The organism is Streptomyces sp. NPDC001002, from assembly GCF_053599215.1.
The window spans coordinates 1-14,503 of the sequence record NZ_JBSFLV010000063.1 but is presented as its reverse complement, the minus strand read 5'-3'; the positions used below and the strand labels follow the sequence as shown (position 1 = coordinate 14,503).

Here is a 14,503-nt window from a genome sequence, read left to right as displayed (position 1 = left end):
CGCCGCGTGTGCGGCAGTTGAACCCCAGGTGTGGTGTGGAGGAACGGTCATGGTTGCTGCTCCGGTACTGGAGGAGCTGCGGGAGGTCTGTCAGCCGCAGGCCAAGCTGGCGAGCCGCAACGGCGAACACTGGGCGGGCCGGCTGTACATGCGGCGCGTCTCGCTGCGGTTCACCCGGCAACTGGTGCGCACGCCGGTCACCCCGGACCAGCTGACCTGGACGATGGTGGCGTGCGGGGTGGCCTCCGGGGCCGCGCTGATGATCCCGGGTCTGACCGGTGCCGTACTCGCCGTGATTCTCATGCAGTTGTTCCTGCTCTTCGACTGCGTCGACGGTGAAGTCGCCCGCTGGAAGGGGCAGAACAGCGCGGCCGGCATCTACGTCGACCGGCTCGGCGCGTATCTGGCGGACGCGGCCCTGATGGCGGGCGCGGGTTACCGGGCCGCCGAGTCGGGCGTCGGCGGCTGGCTGTCGATCGGCATCGCCACCGCGCTGGGTGTCGTGCTGCTGAAGGCCTCGACCGACCTGGTGGACGTGGCCCGCGCCCGCCGGAGTCTCGGAGTCGTCGACGACGAGTCCACCCGCCCCCGCTCGCAGGGCGTGGCGAACGTCCGCCGGCTCGCCGCCGCCTTCAAGATCCACCGCGTGACCAACGGCATCGAGGCGTCCCTGGTCCTGCTCGTGGCGGCGATCGCGGACACCCTGACCGACGGCATCGAACCCACCCGCTGGGCCCTGGGCGCCCTCGCCGTCATCACCTGGGTGATGGTCCCGGCCCACCTGCTGTCGATCCTGTCGTCGTCGCGACTGCGCTGACCCGCGCTGCCCGCCCGGTCCCGCGCGACGACCTCCGGCAGGGCTGAACGTCCCGCCCCCGTCCGGCGTCACAGTGACGAGTCGGACGGAGGGGGACAGGGCATGAGGAATCGTGTGGGCGCGGCCGTGGCCGTCGTGCTGGCGCTGGGCGCGGTCCAGGCCTGCGGTGGCGAGGGGGTGCGGGTCTCGACGGCGCCGGAGACCGGCGACCCCACCGTGTGCGTGGGTCAGCGACCCGTCGACAGCCTTCCCGACCGGGACGACGGCACGCCGTTGATGCGGGTCGTCGTGCACGTCGAGGACCTGGCGCGGAAGCGGTACGCCGCCGTCTACACCGGCCTCTCGGTGGACGAGGACGACTCCGCCGCCGACATCTGGCGCATCCCGTCCGACGCCTTCGACACCGCGGTCTGCGAGGCGGCCGTGAAGGGCGTGACCCTCCGGCTGCACGACACCGACGTCAACGGCAGGACGCTGACCAGGCTCGCCGACCGCATCAGCGACGACATGAAACGCTGGGACGGCACCTTCCAGATGCGCGAAGTCGGCCCGGACGAACGGGGGTTCGTCCATGTCGGGGTCGACGACCCCGACACGGCCGAGCCGATCCTCAAGAAGGCGTACGGGGAGAAGAACGCCCGGTACATCAGGGTCGAGTACGTCGATCAGGCCGAACTGGCCGACGCGGGCTGAGACTTCGGCCGCCGCAGCACCGCGCACAGCCCGGCGTACACCGCCGCGCTCAGCACGAAGCCGACGACCGGCGTGATGTCACCGAAGGACGGCCAGTGCTTCGGCACGTAGCCGACGTAGTCCTCCTGGTTGGAGAAGAGCGGAACGGACACCGCCACTCCGATCAACAGGGCTGCCACACCGGGCCAGTTGGTGAAGGAGCGGTCGGTCAGGCGGGGAGCCAGTTCGGCGTCCGGGATGCCGGAGCGGAGCCTGCGTTCCACCAGGACCACGCCCAGCCAGGGTGCCACCCAGTACGCGATGACCAGCAGGAACGCCTCATAGGCCGCCCCCGCGTCCGACAGGGACGCCCACGCCGCCGCCGTACCGGCGATGCCGGAGACCACGACCAGGACGCTGCGGCTCAGCCACGGCGGGAGGTTGAGGCCCAGCGCGGTGATGGAGATCGCGCCGGAGTAGACGTTGAGGGCGTTGGCCGAGACCGCGCCCAGGATGATGGCGATCAGCACCAAGTCGCCGAGCCAGCCCGGGAGATGACCGGTGAACGCGGCCGTCGGGGTGGCGTCCTCGGGCGCGACGAGGGTCGCCGACGCCGCGCCGATGACCGCGACGAGCGTGACGGAGACGAAGAGGCCGACGGCCGGGTAGAGGACGGTCTTCAGCTTGTTCGCCGTGCGCGGGAGGTAGCGCGAGTAGTCCGTGGCGTACGGGTTCCAGCCGGCCGCGTAGCCCCAGGCCGCGCTGAACGCGAGCAGGAAGCCGCCGATGCCGCCGCCCGTGCCGCCCCCGGTGAGGTCCGCGTCCTTGAACGTCCACACGCCCGCGAGCAGGAAGATCAGGGCCAGCGCCGGGAAAGCGTACTTCTCGAAGGTGTGGACGAAGTTGTGGCCGATGAAGCCGATCAGGATCTCGGCGACGACCACGAGGAGCAGCGAGGGCAACGGGCGCAGTCCGGTGAGGGTGTTGAGCGCGAAGGCCGCGCTCACGCTGTTCACCGCGAACCAGCCCACGCCCGCTACCAGTCCGTTGGCCGCGGACGGCAGGATGTTGCCGCGGAAGCCGAAGGAGAAGCGGCCGATCACCATCTGCGGTACGCCGAACCGCGGCCCGTCCAGGGAGAGGAAACCCTGCGTGATCGCGCCGAGCGCGGTGCCGAGCACGATCGCGCCGGTGGCCTGCCAGAAGCTCAGCCCGAAGAAGAGGACCGCGATCACGCCGATGTAGACCGTCGCGAACTCGATGTTCGGGGAGGCCCAGGTCCACAGCAACTGGAGCGGGCCGCCGTGCCGTTCGGCGTCGGGGATCGGTTCGGAGCCCGCCGTCTCGACGGCGATGACCTTGTCACCGTATTCGGGGGCGAGGGTGCCGGTGGAGTCGGCGGGTGCTGTCGTCATGCGAGGTAAGTGTCCGGTTCCGACCGGTCCGGGCACAGGGGCGCATTGTCCGCTTCGAGGGGCTCGGCGGCGTACAACCTGTAGGCCGCCCTCGTCGGACCGTCGCCCCTCAGTCCTGCTTGCGGTCGTCCTCGTCGAGCTTCTTGTGGTCGTCCTCGCCGAGCGACTTCAGGAAGTCGGGGTTGTCGTCCGGCGCCACCCAGCGGCCCTGGCCGGGCCCGGCGCCGCCCGGCGCGGTGCGCTTCTTGCCGGCCACCAGCCAGGCGACCGGGCCGACCAGGACCTCGCCGAAGAGCAGGATGATGATCACCCACGCGACCTTCGGCAGCGGCTTGCGCACCTGGTCCTCGGGCGTGTTCAGGCAGTCGATGAAGGCGTAGATCCACAGCGCCAGGACCAGCAGGAAGGGCAGATACCTGAGCATGTTCGAGCGTTCTCCCTACGGGTGGGGCGGCCCCGGTGACGGGGTCAGGGTAGCGGGTGGCCGATACTGGGACGCATGGCTTACGACGATCTTCGCTCCCTGCTCAGGGCACTGGAACGCGAGGGCGACCTCAAGCGCGTCAAGGTCGAGGTCGACCCGTATCTGGAGGTCGGGGAGATCGTCGACCGGGTGCAGAAGGCGGGCGGCCCCGCGCTGCTCTTCGAGAACGTGAAGGGCTCCGACCTGCCCCTCGCGATGAACGTCTTCGGGACCGACCGGCGACTGCTGAAGGCCCTCGGGCTGAAGTCGTACGGCGACATCTCCGAGAAGATCGGCGGGCTGCTGCGGCCCGAACTGCCGCAGGGGTTCGTCGGGGTGCGCGAGGCCTTCGGGAAGCTCGGCGCGATGGCGCACGTACCGCCGAAGAAGGTGAAGGGCGATCACGCGCCGGTGCAGGAGGTCGTCCTGACCGGGGACGACGTGGACCTCGACCGGCTGCCCGCCCTCTTCACCTGGCCGCAGGACGGCGGGTCCTTCTTCAACCTCGGCCTCACCCACACCAAGGACCCCGAGTCCGGGATCCGCAACCTCGGCCTCTACCGCCTCCAGCGCCACGACAAGCGCACCATCGGCATGCACTGGCAGATCCACAAGGACAGCCGCAACCACTACCAGGTGGCGGCGCGGCGCGGCGAGCGGCTGCCGGTCGCGATCGCCTTCGGCTGCCCGCCGGCGGTGACGTACGCGTCCACGGCCCCGCTGCCCGGTGACATCGACGAGTACCTGTTCGCCGGGTTCATCGCGGGCAAGCGGATCGAGATGGTCGACTGCAAGACCGTGCCGCTGCAGGTGCCGGCGCAGGCGGAGGTCGTCATCGAGGGGTGGCTGGAGCCGGGGGAGATGCTGCCGGAGGGGCCGTTCGGCGACCACACCGGTTTCTACACCCCGCAGGAACCCTTCCCCGCCCTGAAGATCGACTGCGTGACGATGCGGAAGCGGCCGTTGCTTCAGTCGATCGTCGTAGGCCGACCTCCGACGGAGGACGGACCGCTGGGGCGTGCCACGGAGCGCTTCTTCCTCCCCCTGCTGAAGATCATCGTGCCGGACATCGTGGACTACCACCTGCCGGAAGCGGGCGGTTTCCACAACTGTGCGATCGTCTCGATCGACAAGAAATACCCCAAGCACGCCCAAAAGGTGATGCACGCTGTCTGGGGGGCCCACATGATGTCCCTGACGAAGCTGATCGTGGTCGTGGACTCCGACTGCGACGTCCACGACCTCCACGAGGTCGCCTGGCGGGCCCTCGGCAACACGGACTACGCCCGCGACCTCTCGGTCGTGGAAGGCCCCGTCGACCACCTCGACCATGCCTCCTACCAGCAGTTCTGGGGCGGCAAGGCGGGGATCGACGCGACCAGGAAGTGGCCCGAGGAGGGCTACACGCGCGACGGGGGTTGGCCCGAGATGGTGGTGTCCGACCCCGAGACGGCGGCGACGGTCGACCGCCGGTGGAAGGAGTACGGGCTTTGAGCAGCGCATCCGCAGCCATCCCGCAGCCAGGACGCACGAAGGCCTTTCTGCGGCTGGTGATGATCGAGCACTCGGTCTTCGCCCTGCCCTTCGCCTACATCGCCGCGCTCACCGCGATGTTCGAGATGGACGGCAACATCCACTGGGGCCGGCTGCTGCTGGTGACCATCTGCATGGTGGGTCTGCGGACCTTCGCGATGGCGGTGAACCGGATCATCGACCGGGAGATCGACGCCCGGAACCCGCGCACGGCGCACCGCGAGCTGGTGACCGGCGCGATGTCGGTGAAGCACGCGTGGACGGGCGCGCTGGTCGCGGTCGTGGTCTTCCTCGGCTCGGCCGCCCTGCTCAACCCCCTGTGCCTGGCCCTCGCGCCGATCGCGGTCGTGCCGATGGTGATCTACCCCTACGGCAAGCGGTTCACGAACTTCCCGCAGGCCATCCTCGGTCTCGCCCAGGCCATGGGCCCGATCGGCGGCTGGCTCGCGATCACCGGCGAGTGGTCCTGGGACGCGGTGATCCTGGGTCTCGCCGTCGGCATCTGGATCGGCGGCTTCGACCTGATCTACGCCTGCCAGGACGTCGAGACCGACCGCGAGATCGGCGTCATGTCGGTTCCGGCCCGCTTCGGCATCCCGGCCGCGATCCACGGCGCCCGCGTCTGCCACGCCCTCACCACCGGCCTCCTCATCTGGTACGCCGTCGCCACGGACGCCGGCGCGTTCTTCTGGATCGGCCTGATGATCGTCGCGGGCGCGTTCGTGTACGAGCACTCGATCGTGCGGCCCCATGACCTGTCCCGCCTCAACAGGGCGTTCTTCAGCGTCAACGGGTTCATCGGGATCGCGCTGTTCGTGTGCGCGCTGCTGGATCTGCTGGTGCGCGGGCTCACCGTCTGAACTGTCTGAAGGGCGTCAGCGTACGAGGCCCGTCACCGTACGAGGGCCGTCACCGCGAGAGGGCCGTCACCGTATGAGCGCGGGAGTGGTCCGGGTGCGGCGGCCCAGCCAGAACGCCGTGCCCACCCCCGACACCAGCCCGATCAAGTGCGCCTGCCAGCTCACGCCCGACTGGGTCGGGGCCAGGCCTATCAGGATCGACGTGCCCCAGATCGCGCCTATGACGAGGCCGACCAGGATGCCCAGGGGCTTGCGTTCCACGAAACCGGTGATCAGGAGGAAGCCGAAGAGGCCGAAGATCAGGCCGGAGGCGCCCGCGGTGTTGGTGTGGGCGGGGGCGACCAGCCAGACGCCGAGGCCGTCGGCCACGATGATCACCGCGCAGATCGCGGCGAACCGGCGCAGGCCGCCCAGTGCGGCGAGGAAGCCGAAGACCAGCAGCGGCACGCTGTTCGCCGCCACGTGGGCGAAGCCGAAGTGGATGAACGCGGCCGGCACGACATCGATCAGCTGGGACGGCTCGCGCGGCACGATCCCGAGGCTGTCGAGAGCGTGGCCGGACGCCACGTCCACCACTTCCAGCAGCCACAACAGCGCGACCCAGCCCACCATCAGCTTCGCCGCGGTCTTCGCGCGGTCGCCCCGCGACCACTCCGACTCCGTACCGGACATCGCACCCCCCACGGTCCACTCGTCCCCACAGAAGAACGCCCGGGCACCCTTGGCCGGTTCCCGGCACGCGGTGCCGGATAGGCTCGGGGGTGTGAACCCAGTCAAGCCAGGAGAGACGCCGCGTACGCCTTGGATCGTAGGGGTGTCCGGCGCTTCCGGCACCCCATACGCGGCTGCCGTACTGCGCGCGCTCCTCGACGCGGGCGAGAGTGTCGACCTCGTCGTCTCCCGGGCGTCCCGGCTCACGCTCCTGGACGAGACCGGGATCGCCTTCCGGGACGCGCACTGGCAGGACGACCTGCGGGAATGGCTGGCGCGGGGAGCCGACGGGAAGCCGGGCACCTTCGCGGCCGACGTGGACGCGGTGCGGTACTGGCCCGCCGGGGACCTCGCCGCCGGACCCTCGTCGGGGTCGTACCCGGTCAAGGGGATGCTCATCGTGCCCGCCTCCACCGCGTGCGTCGCCGGCGTCGCGCTCGGGCTCTCCAAGGACCTGCTCCAGCGGGCGGCGAGCGTCACGCTGAAGGAGCGCCGGCCGCTCGTCGTCGTCGTACGGGAGACTCCTCTGAACGGGCAGACCCTGCGTCATCTGGTGACCCTGGACGACCTGGGTGCCGCCGTGGTCCCGGCCTCGCCCGCCTTCTACGCGGGCGCCACCCACATCCAGGACCTGGTGGACTTCGTGGCCGGACGGGTGCTCGACGCGGCGGGCGTCGGGCACCGGCTGTACCGCCGCTGGGAAGGCGAGCTGGGCGGCGGGGGCCGTACCGGCTGAGCGACCAGCGGCGCGCACGTGGCAGTACCTCTCATCACTTCAGGAACTTTTCAGTGGAAGGCTTCGATCGCATGGACGCGGTGGACAGGCAGCTCATCCAGGCCCTGAGGGAGAACGGCCGGGCCTCGTACGCGGAGCTGGGGCGCCTCGTCGGACTGTCGGGACCCAGCGTCACCGACCGCATCAACCGGCTGGAGGCGGCCGGCGTCATCACCGGCTACCGCGCCACCGTCGACGCCGCCTCGCTCGGCCTCGGCGTCATCGCGCTGATCGGTATCTCGCTGTCCGACGCCGCCGACCACGAGGACGTGGCCATGCGGCTGAAGGACCTCTCCGAGATCGAGGACTGCTGGTTCATCGCGGGCGACGACTCGTTCATGCTCAAGGTGCGCTCCACCAACGTGGACGGCCTGGAGAAGACCATCCGGCGGCTCAGCGGGACCAAGGGCGTCTCCCGCACCCGTACCACCATCGTGCTCTCCACCAAGTGGGAGAACCGGGTGGGAGAGCTGCCCGAAGAGGTCTGAGCGAGGGTGTGATCGGGGTGGGCGTACGGTTGCTTCGGGATTCTGAGAGAGGTGTGGGTATGGACGTCGGGCTCAAGCGCGAGCTGGAGGAGAAGGTCCGCTCCGGCGAGCGGCTGTCCCGCGAGGACGGCATCGCGCTGTACGAGTCGGACGACCTGGCGTGGCTCGGCGGCCTCGCGCACGAGGTGCGGACGCGGAAGAACGGCGATGTCGTCCACTTCAACGTCAACCGCCACCTCAACATGACCAACGTGTGCACGGCGTCCTGCGCCTACTGCTCCTTCCAGCGCAAGCCGGGCGAGAAGGACGCGTACACGATGCGCATCGAGGAGGCGGTGAAGCTCGCCAAGTCGATGGAGGGCGAGAACCTCACCGAGCTGCACATCGTCAACGGCCTGCACCCGAACCTGCCGTGGCGCTACTACCCGCGCTCCCTGCGGGAGTTGAAGGCCGCGCTGCCGGACGTGTCGCTGAAGGCGTTCACGGCGACGGAGATCCACCACTTCGAGACGATCAGCGGGCTGTCCGCGTCCGAGATCCTCGACGAGCTGATCGACGCGGGTCTGGAGTCGCTGACCGGCGGTGGCGCCGAGATCTTCGACTGGGAGGTCCGCCAGCACATCGTGGACCACCGCACGCACTGGGAGGACTGGTCGCGGATCCACCGGCTGGCGCACGAGAAGGGGCTCAAGACCCCGTGCACCATGCTCTACGGCCACATCGAGGAGCCCCGCCACCGCGTCGACCACGTGCTGCGGCTGCGTGAACTCCAGGACGAGACCGGCGGTTTCCAGGTCTTCATCCCGCTGCGCTACCAGCACGACTTCGTGGACATGAAGGACGGGAAGGTACGGAACCGGCTGCAGGCGCGGACGCAGATGGCGACCGGTGCCGAGGCCCTGAAGACCTTCGCGGTCTCGCGGCTGCTCTTCGACAACGTCCCGCACGTCAAGGTCTTCTGGGTCATGCACGGCGTCCAGACCGCCCAACTCGCCCTCCAGCACGGCGCGGACGACATGGACGGCTCGGTCGTCGAGTACAAGATCACGCACGACGCCGACAACTACGGCACGCCGAACAAGCTGACCCGCGAGGACCTGCTGGACCTGATCCGCGACGCGGGCTTCCGGCCGGTGGAGCGGAACACGCGGTACGAGATCATCCGCGAGTACGACGGTCCGGACCCGGAGCGCCGGGAGGCACCGCAGCCGATGCGGGTCTGAGCGGGAGCCTCGTCGGACCGGCTGGGGCCTCTCCGTACTGGTCGGGGCCTCGCCGGACCCGCTGCAAGATCGCCCCGGGGGCGTGCTTCACTGAAGGTGCCCCCTTTGGGACGTTCGGACAGTTCGAATCGGAAGAGTGGATTGAGATGTTCCGCTACACGTTGATGCGCCTCGGAGTCTTCGCGGGCTGCCTCGCGGTCGTCTGGGGCCTCGTCTACTTCGGCGTCTTCCCGCGCGGGCTCGGCGAGTCCAACGGCATGTGGGTCGTCCTGCTCGCCCTCCTCATCTCGGCCCCGATCAGTTTCGTGGTGCTGCGCAAGGAACGGGACCGCGCTTCCATCCAGGTCGTCCAGCGCGTGGACCGGATGAAGGCCAACCTGGACGCGAACCGCAGCCAGGAGGACGTCGAGGACGACTCGGCGCCGGCGCAGGGCGCGCAGGGACAGGCACCGCAGGCTTCGTGAGCTCCGTAGGCCTTGTTGCGCGGCTCGCGGGAGGTCTGCTCGGCGCCGGCGCCAACTAGTGTGTGTCTCATGGGTGCCGTGAAGACCAAGCGGATGCCGCGAGCGGTCCGTGAACAGCAGATGCTGGACGCCGCCGTTCGGACCTTCGGGCAGCGCGGGTACATGGCCGCGTCGATGGACGAGATCGCCGAACTGGCGGGCGTCTCCAAGCCGTTGGTGTATCTGTACCTGAACTCGAAGGAAGACCTGTTCACCGCGTGCATCCGCCGTGAGGCGAAGGCGCTGGTGGAGGCGGTACGGGCCGGAGTGCGGCGCGAGCTGCCCGCCGACCGCCAACTCTGGGAAGGACTGCGGGCGTTCTTCACGCACACCGCGCAGAACCCGGACGGCTGGTCGGTGCTGCACCTCCAGGCCCGCACCCACGGTGAACCGTTCGCGGCCGAGGTCACGGCGATGCGCGAGGAGATCGTCGTCTTCGTCACCCAGCTCATCGTCGTCGCCGCCCGCGAGGCGCACCGTGACCCGGACCTGCCCGAACGAGAGGTCGCCGGCCTCGCCGAGGCCCTCGTCGGCGCGGCCGAGTCCCTCGCTGCCTGGGCCAACGCGACCCCCGGCGTCACGGCCCGCCAGGCCGCGGCCACCCTGATGAACTTCGCATGGGCGGGTCTGGGCAACCTGATGGAGGGGCAGCCCTGGCAGCCGCCGGCCGGTTCCACGGCTCAGTAGCCCCGCTCGCTCAGGACCCGAGCGGGCTCACCGTCCCCGACACATGCACCCGCTCCCGGCCCCGCAGCTCGAACCGCCCCCCGTCCGCCGCGTACGTCACCGTCCCCGGCAACAGCACCGGCGCCCGGAACTCGGCCCGCACCCGCACCGCGTCCGGCGTCCCGTGCGCGGCCAGACAGCGGGCCACCGTCCACATGCCGTGCGCGATGGCGCGGGGGAAGCCGAACAGGCGGGCGGTGAGCGGGTGGAGGTGGATCGGGTTGCGGTCACCGGAGACGGCTCCGTAACGCCGGCCGACATCCCCGGCGAGCTGCCATTCGGCGACGGCGGGCAGGGGCGCGTGGTGCGTCTGGTCGGGGACCGGCCCCGGCCCCTCTGGTGCCGACCCCTCCGACCCCGCCTCTCCCGAGGTCCGATGCCGAGCCAGATACGTACTCCGCGACTCCCACACCACCGCCCCTCCACCACTCAGCAACTCCGTCACCACCGTCGCCTCGGTACCGCGTCGGTGCGGAGCCAACCCCTCGATGCGCACGGCGAGTTCGTACTCGCCGGTGGCCGGGAGAGCTCCGGGTCGGGTGATGTCGATCGACGTGTGGACGAGGCCGAGGAGCGGGAGGGGGAAGTCCCGGCGGCTCATCAGGCGCATGGCCAGGGGGAAGCCCAGGACGTGCGGGTAGGTGAGCGGGAGCGCGTCGTCGCCGGTCGCGAAGCCGCAGACGCGCTCGTACGCCGCCAAGCGGGCGAGGTCGATGCGCGGGGCGGGCAGCACGAGGCGGTCGTGGGGGAACTCCGCGTCCGGGCGCGGCCGTTTGAAGGGGGAGAGCAGGGCGCCCCGGGCGAGGAGCGGCGTGAGCGCGGGGGACTGCGCGAGGACTACGGACATCACGCCCCCAACAGGCTCTGGCCGCAGACCCGTACGACCTGTCCGTTGACCGCGCCGGAGGCCGGGTGCGCGAGCCAGGCCGTGGTCCGGGCGACGTCGACGGGCAGGCCGCCCTGGGCGAGGGAGTTCATGCGGCGGCCGGCCTCCCGGATGAAGAGCGGGACCGCGGCCGTCATCTTCGTCTCGATGAAGCCCGGCGCGACCGCGTTGACGGTCACCCCGTGCTCGGCGAGCGCGCGCGGCGCGAGGGAGCGGACCAGGCCGACGACGCCCGCCTTGCTGGCGCCGTAGTTCGTCTGGCCCGCGTTGCCCGCGATCCCGGCGATCGACGCGGTGGCGACGATACGGCCGCCCTCGCGCAGGGTGCCCGCCGCGAGCAGCGCGTCCGTCGTCCGCAGCACGCTCGCCAGATTGACGTCGAGGACCGAACTCCATCTCTCCGCGGGCATGTTGACCAGTCGCCGGTCCCGTGTGATGCCCGCGTTGTGGACGAGGACGTCCAACCCGTCGGGCAGCTCCGCGGCGATCCGCTCGCCCGCGTCCGACGCCGTGATGTCGAGGAGGAGCGCGCTGCCGCCGAGCCGTTCGGCCACCCGCCGCGCGTCCTGCTCGGCCTGCGGCACATCGAGTACGACGACCCGGGCGCCGCCCTCGGCCAGCGTCTCGGCGACCGCCTCGCCGATCCCGCGCGCGCCGCCGGTGACCAGTGCGGTGCGTCCGCCCAACGGCCGCTGCGCGTCCGCCGGTTGGGTCACCGGGCGCGCGTCGACGGAGATCACCTGACCGCTGACGTAGGCGGAGTCGGGGGAGAGGAGGAAGCGCAGGGTCGACTCGGCGGCGGGGGCGTCGGTGAGGCGGACGAGGTTCACGGTCCTGCCCCGCCCGATCTCCTTGCCGAGCGAGCGCACGAAACCCTCCAACGCCTGCTGCACGGCGGCCTGATGGTGGTCGCCGGCGTCGAGGGGCGCGCCCAGCACGACGATCCGACCGCTGCTCGCGACCGACCGGACGACGGGGTGCAGGGCCGCGTGCACCTCGGCGAGCGTCTCGATGTCCCGTACCCCGGTGGCGTCGAGGACGAGGGCCGCGGGCGCGTCGGCGGGCCCGGCGGCCAACTCCGTACGGGAGAGGACCGGTTCGAGGTCGAGGTCCGACTTGCCGGCCGTGAGATGGCGCAGGCCGCCGGCCAGGGTGGGGGTCGCGGGGGACCGGCGGCGCAGCGGGGCCGGTTGCGGCAGCCCGAGGCGGCGGGTCAGGAAGCGGCCGGGTGCGGTGCCGGTGAAGCTCAGATAGCGGTCCGCCATGTCCATCTCCCCACTCGGGCCCACTCGGAGCCCTGCTGCTTACTCTGGAGTAAGGTTACCGTAGGTAAGCCTACGTCACAGATGAGGAACCGGTCGAGATGAGCCCCGTAGAGCAGCCCCTCGCACTCCCGCGGACGCGCCGCGTGGCGATCATCGGCGGCGCCCGGATCCCGTTCGCGCGCTCCGACGGCCCCTACGCCACCGCGTCGAACCAGGAGATGCTGACCGCGACCGTGGACGCGCTGGTCGACCGGTACGGGCTCGAAGAGCCGGGCGCCGTCGGCGAGTTCGTGGCCGGCGCGGTGCTCAAGCACGCCCGGGACTTCAACCTCGCGCGCGAGACGGTCCTCGGCTCCCGGCTGGACGCCCGCACACCGGCGTACGACATCCAGCAGGCCTGCGGCACCGGGCTGCAGGCGGTGATCGCCGCCGCCAACAAGATCACCCTCGGGCAGACCGAGTCGGCGATCGCGGGCGGCGCCGACACGGCCAGCGACGCGCCCCTCGGCGTCAACGACGAACTGCGCCGGATCCTGCTGGAGACCCGGCGCGCGAAGTCGGCAGGCGCCCGGCTGCGGGCCCTGTCCCGGATCCGCCCGAACCATCTGGTCCCCGACATCCCGCGCAACGCCGAGCCGCGCACGGGTCTTTCGATGGGCGAGCACGCGGCCGTGACCGCACGGGCCTGGGGCGTCGCGCGCGAGGCCCAGGACGAGTTGGCGGCGGCGAGCCATCAGCGGTTGGCGGCGGCGTACGAACGGGGTTTCTTCCAGGACCTGGTGGTGCCGTTCCGGGATCTCGCGCGGGATCAGAATCTGCGGCCCGGCTCGACGGTGGAGAAACTGGCGTCCCTGAAGCCGGTGTTCGGCCTCGACGCGCCCGACCCGACCATGACGGCGGGCAATTCGACCCCGCTGACCGATGGGGCGGCGACCGTGCTGCTGGCCTCCGAGGAGTGGGCGTCGGCGCGCGGGCTTGAGCCGCTGGCCTACCTCACGGCGTACGAGACCGCGGCCGTGGACTTCGTGGCGGGCGATGTCGTGGGCGGCGAGGACGGGTTGCTGATGGCACCGGCGTACGCGGTCCCGCGGATGCTGGAGCGGACGGGGCTGACCATGGCCGACTTCGACCTCGTCGAGGTGCACGAGGCGTTCGCGTCGCAGGTGCTGGCGACCCTCGCGGCCTGGGAGAAGCGGGGGCTTGAGCCGGTCGACCGGGCCAGGCTGAACGTGGCCGGGTCGTCGCTGGCCACCGGCCATCCCTTCGCCGCCACCGGGGCCCGTATCGTGGCGACCCTGGCGAAACTGCTGGCCGAACGGGGCGGCCCGGGGCGCGGGTTGATCTCGGTGTGCGCGGCGGGCGGCCAGGGCGTGACGGCCGTTCTGGAGCGAACGTGAACTCTTGTCACATAACCCCCGAGGTTGCACAAGCCCGGCTCCGGATCGCCGTCGAACCCTTACCAACCCCCCACGTGGGCACCGTACGATCGCCAACCTGACCGCCGGTAACTCCCTCCGCCGCAGGCCGCCGGTGAACGACTTGGTATGCGATACCCGTACCAAAGCAGCAGAGCGGTACCGAGCTGCGCGCCCCAGGAGCTGCCATGTCCGTGCCCTACCCGTCCGCCGCCGACTACGACGGCGTGCCTCAGCTCGTGGAACCCGAGATCGTGCGGCTGGACGGGGTGGTGCGGGAGGTGTCCGTGCCCGCGTTCGTCATGCCGTCCACGCACGGCTCGCTCGCGGACCTGCCGTTCGACAACGCGGCCGCCGCGCCCGAGGCGCGCGTCCTCAGCCGCCGTACGCAGGACGGGGATTGGGCCGATGTGACGGCCGCGGGATTCGCGGACGAGGTGCTGGCCCTGGCAAAAGGGCTGATCGCGGAGGGACTTGTGCCCGGCGACCGGATCGCCGTCATGGCCCGGACGATCTACGAGTGGACCCTGCTCGACTTCGCCGCGTGGGCCGCCGGTCTCGTCACCGTCCCGATCTACCCCACCTCCTCGGTCTTCCAGACCCGCTGGATCCTTCAGGACTCCGGCGCGGTCGCCCTCGTCACGGAGACCGCGGGACAGGCCTCGGCGCTCGGCCCGGAGCTCAACCGGCTGCCCGACCTGCGCCACATGTGGGTCGTGGAGAAAGGCCACTTGGACCGGCTCGCGGAGCT

Annotated in this window: 16 protein-coding genes; 11 read left to right on the top strand and 5 right to left on the bottom strand. The window is 70.7% G+C overall.

What is annotated here, in order from left to right:
* The first annotated feature begins 49 nt into the window (after positions 1 to 49).
* Entirely contained in the window at positions 50 to 817 is a 768-nt protein-coding gene (locus tag ACWDR3_RS26660; protein WP_450355104.1) for a CDP-alcohol phosphatidyltransferase family protein, read from the top strand.
* A gap of 102 nt (positions 818 to 919) precedes the next feature.
* Complete coding sequence (locus ACWDR3_RS26655; protein WP_450355103.1) at positions 920 to 1,510, top strand: hypothetical protein; 591 nt, start codon at positions 920 to 922, stop codon at positions 1,508 to 1,510.
* On the opposite strand, the gene ACWDR3_RS26650 is transcribed toward ACWDR3_RS26655, so the two are convergent.
* Together ACWDR3_RS26650 and ACWDR3_RS26645 are read right to left on the bottom strand one after the other, a co-directional pair.
* Positions 1,483 to 2,904 (bottom strand): purine-cytosine permease family protein, encoded by a 1,422-nt coding sequence (locus tag ACWDR3_RS26650; RefSeq protein ID WP_450355102.1) that lies wholly within the window; start codon positions 2,902 to 2,904, stop codon positions 1,483 to 1,485. The genes ACWDR3_RS26655 and ACWDR3_RS26650 overlap by 28 nt on opposite strands.
* A gap of 109 nt (positions 2,905 to 3,013) precedes the next feature.
* Positions 3,014 to 3,328 (bottom strand): PLD nuclease N-terminal domain-containing protein, encoded by a 315-nt coding sequence (locus ACWDR3_RS26645; RefSeq protein ID WP_402353764.1) that lies wholly within the window; start codon positions 3,326 to 3,328, stop codon positions 3,014 to 3,016.
* 75 nt (positions 3,329 to 3,403) lie between these two features.
* Between ACWDR3_RS26645 and ACWDR3_RS26640 the strand changes: the two genes are divergently transcribed.
* Positions 3,404 to 4,861, top strand: a complete 1,458-nt coding sequence (locus ACWDR3_RS26640; RefSeq protein ID WP_450355101.1) for a menaquinone biosynthesis decarboxylase — start codon at positions 3,404 to 3,406, stop codon at positions 4,859 to 4,861.
* Complete coding sequence (gene mqnP / locus ACWDR3_RS26635) at positions 4,858 to 5,760, top strand: menaquinone biosynthesis prenyltransferase MqnP (RefSeq protein ID WP_402353758.1); 903 nt, start codon at positions 4,858 to 4,860, stop codon at positions 5,758 to 5,760. Before ACWDR3_RS26640 ends, mqnP begins: the two co-directional genes overlap by 4 nt.
* Positions 5,761 to 5,826: 66 nt before the next feature.
* Here the strand turns inward: mqnP and ACWDR3_RS26630 are convergent, their stop codons facing one another.
* Positions 5,827 to 6,432: a rhomboid family intramembrane serine protease gene (locus ACWDR3_RS26630; RefSeq protein WP_450355100.1), complete on the bottom strand. Its 606-nt coding sequence runs from the start codon at positions 6,430 to 6,432 to the stop codon at positions 5,827 to 5,829.
* 91 nt (positions 6,433 to 6,523) lie between these two features.
* Between ACWDR3_RS26630 and ACWDR3_RS26625 the strand changes: the two genes are divergently transcribed.
* The 5 genes from ACWDR3_RS26625 (at position 6,524) to ACWDR3_RS26605 (ending at position 10,147) form a co-directional block, all read left to right on the top strand.
* Positions 6,524 to 7,207 carry a UbiX family flavin prenyltransferase gene (locus ACWDR3_RS26625; RefSeq protein WP_450355099.1) on the top strand — a complete coding sequence of 228 codons (684 nt, stop codon included), beginning with the start codon at positions 6,524 to 6,526 and terminating at the stop codon, positions 7,205 to 7,207.
* Between the two features lie 71 nt (positions 7,208 to 7,278).
* Positions 7,279 to 7,734 carry an Lrp/AsnC family transcriptional regulator gene (locus ACWDR3_RS26620; protein WP_123999343.1) on the top strand — a complete coding sequence of 152 codons (456 nt, stop codon included), beginning with the start codon at positions 7,279 to 7,281 and terminating at the stop codon, positions 7,732 to 7,734.
* A gap of 59 nt (positions 7,735 to 7,793) precedes the next feature.
* Positions 7,794 to 8,957, top strand: coding sequence for an aminofutalosine synthase MqnE (gene mqnE, locus ACWDR3_RS26615; RefSeq protein WP_450355098.1), 1,164 nt, complete (start codon positions 7,794 to 7,796; stop codon positions 8,955 to 8,957).
* Between the two features lie 146 nt (positions 8,958 to 9,103).
* Positions 9,104 to 9,421, top strand: coding sequence for a DUF4229 domain-containing protein (locus ACWDR3_RS26610; RefSeq protein ID WP_450355097.1), 318 nt, complete (start codon positions 9,104 to 9,106; stop codon positions 9,419 to 9,421).
* A gap of 69 nt (positions 9,422 to 9,490) precedes the next feature.
* Positions 9,491 to 10,147, top strand: a complete 657-nt coding sequence (locus ACWDR3_RS26605; protein ID WP_450355096.1) for a TetR/AcrR family transcriptional regulator — start codon at positions 9,491 to 9,493, stop codon at positions 10,145 to 10,147.
* Positions 10,148 to 10,157: 10 nt separating this feature from the next.
* Here the strand turns inward: ACWDR3_RS26605 and ACWDR3_RS26600 are convergent, their stop codons facing one another.
* Together ACWDR3_RS26600 and ACWDR3_RS26595 are read right to left on the bottom strand one after the other, a co-directional pair.
* The gene (locus tag ACWDR3_RS26600) at positions 10,158 to 11,033 is read right to left on the bottom strand and encodes a MaoC family dehydratase (protein ID WP_450355095.1); all 876 of its coding nucleotides are present in this window, start codon (positions 11,031 to 11,033) and stop codon (positions 10,158 to 10,160) included.
* A complete protein-coding gene (locus tag ACWDR3_RS26595) occupies positions 11,033 to 12,337 on the bottom strand; it encodes a 3-oxoacyl-ACP reductase (RefSeq protein WP_450355094.1) in 1,305 nt (434 codons plus the stop codon). Before ACWDR3_RS26595 ends, ACWDR3_RS26600 begins: the two co-directional genes overlap by 1 nt.
* Positions 12,338 to 12,435: 98 nt before the next feature.
* Here ACWDR3_RS26595 and ACWDR3_RS26590 point away from each other — a divergent pair, with 98 nt between their 5' ends.
* Entirely contained in the window at positions 12,436 to 13,734 is a 1,299-nt protein-coding gene (locus ACWDR3_RS26590) for an acetyl-CoA C-acetyltransferase (protein WP_450355093.1), read from the top strand.
* A 206-nt stretch (positions 13,735 to 13,940) separates the two neighbouring features.
* On the top strand, positions 13,941 to 14,503 hold a 563-nt coding region (locus ACWDR3_RS26585), incomplete at its 3' end, for an AMP-binding protein (RefSeq protein ID WP_450355092.1).

Excerpts from the sequence above, each read along its gene's own strand:
- ACWDR3_RS26660 (WP_450355104.1), top strand. The coding sequence starts at position 50 with ATGGTTGCTGCTCCGGTACTGGAGGAGCTGCGGGAGGTCTGTCAGCCG.
- ACWDR3_RS26655 (WP_450355103.1), top strand. The coding sequence starts at position 920 with ATGAGGAATCGTGTGGGCGCGGCCGTGGCCGTCGTGCTGGCGCTGGGC.
- ACWDR3_RS26650 (WP_450355102.1), bottom strand. The coding sequence starts at position 2,904 with ATGACGACAGCACCCGCCGACTCCACCGGCACCCTCGCCCCCGAATAC.
- ACWDR3_RS26645 (WP_402353764.1), bottom strand. The coding sequence starts at position 3,328 with ATGCTCAGGTATCTGCCCTTCCTGCTGGTCCTGGCGCTGTGGATCTAC.
- ACWDR3_RS26640 (WP_450355101.1), top strand. The coding sequence starts at position 3,404 with ATGGCTTACGACGATCTTCGCTCCCTGCTCAGGGCACTGGAACGCGAG.
- ACWDR3_RS26630 (WP_450355100.1), bottom strand. The coding sequence starts at position 6,432 with ATGTCCGGTACGGAGTCGGAGTGGTCGCGGGGCGACCGCGCGAAGACC.
- ACWDR3_RS26620 (WP_123999343.1), top strand. The coding sequence starts at position 7,279 with ATGGACGCGGTGGACAGGCAGCTCATCCAGGCCCTGAGGGAGAACGGC.
- mqnE (WP_450355098.1), top strand. The coding sequence starts at position 7,794 with ATGGACGTCGGGCTCAAGCGCGAGCTGGAGGAGAAGGTCCGCTCCGGC.
- ACWDR3_RS26610 (WP_450355097.1), top strand. The coding sequence starts at position 9,104 with ATGTTCCGCTACACGTTGATGCGCCTCGGAGTCTTCGCGGGCTGCCTC.
- ACWDR3_RS26605 (WP_450355096.1), top strand. The coding sequence starts at position 9,491 with ATGGGTGCCGTGAAGACCAAGCGGATGCCGCGAGCGGTCCGTGAACAG.
- ACWDR3_RS26600 (WP_450355095.1), bottom strand. The coding sequence starts at position 11,033 with ATGTCCGTAGTCCTCGCGCAGTCCCCCGCGCTCACGCCGCTCCTCGCC.
- ACWDR3_RS26595 (WP_450355094.1), bottom strand. The coding sequence starts at position 12,337 with ATGGCGGACCGCTATCTGAGCTTCACCGGCACCGCACCCGGCCGCTTC.
- ACWDR3_RS26590 (WP_450355093.1), top strand. The coding sequence starts at position 12,436 with ATGAGCCCCGTAGAGCAGCCCCTCGCACTCCCGCGGACGCGCCGCGTG.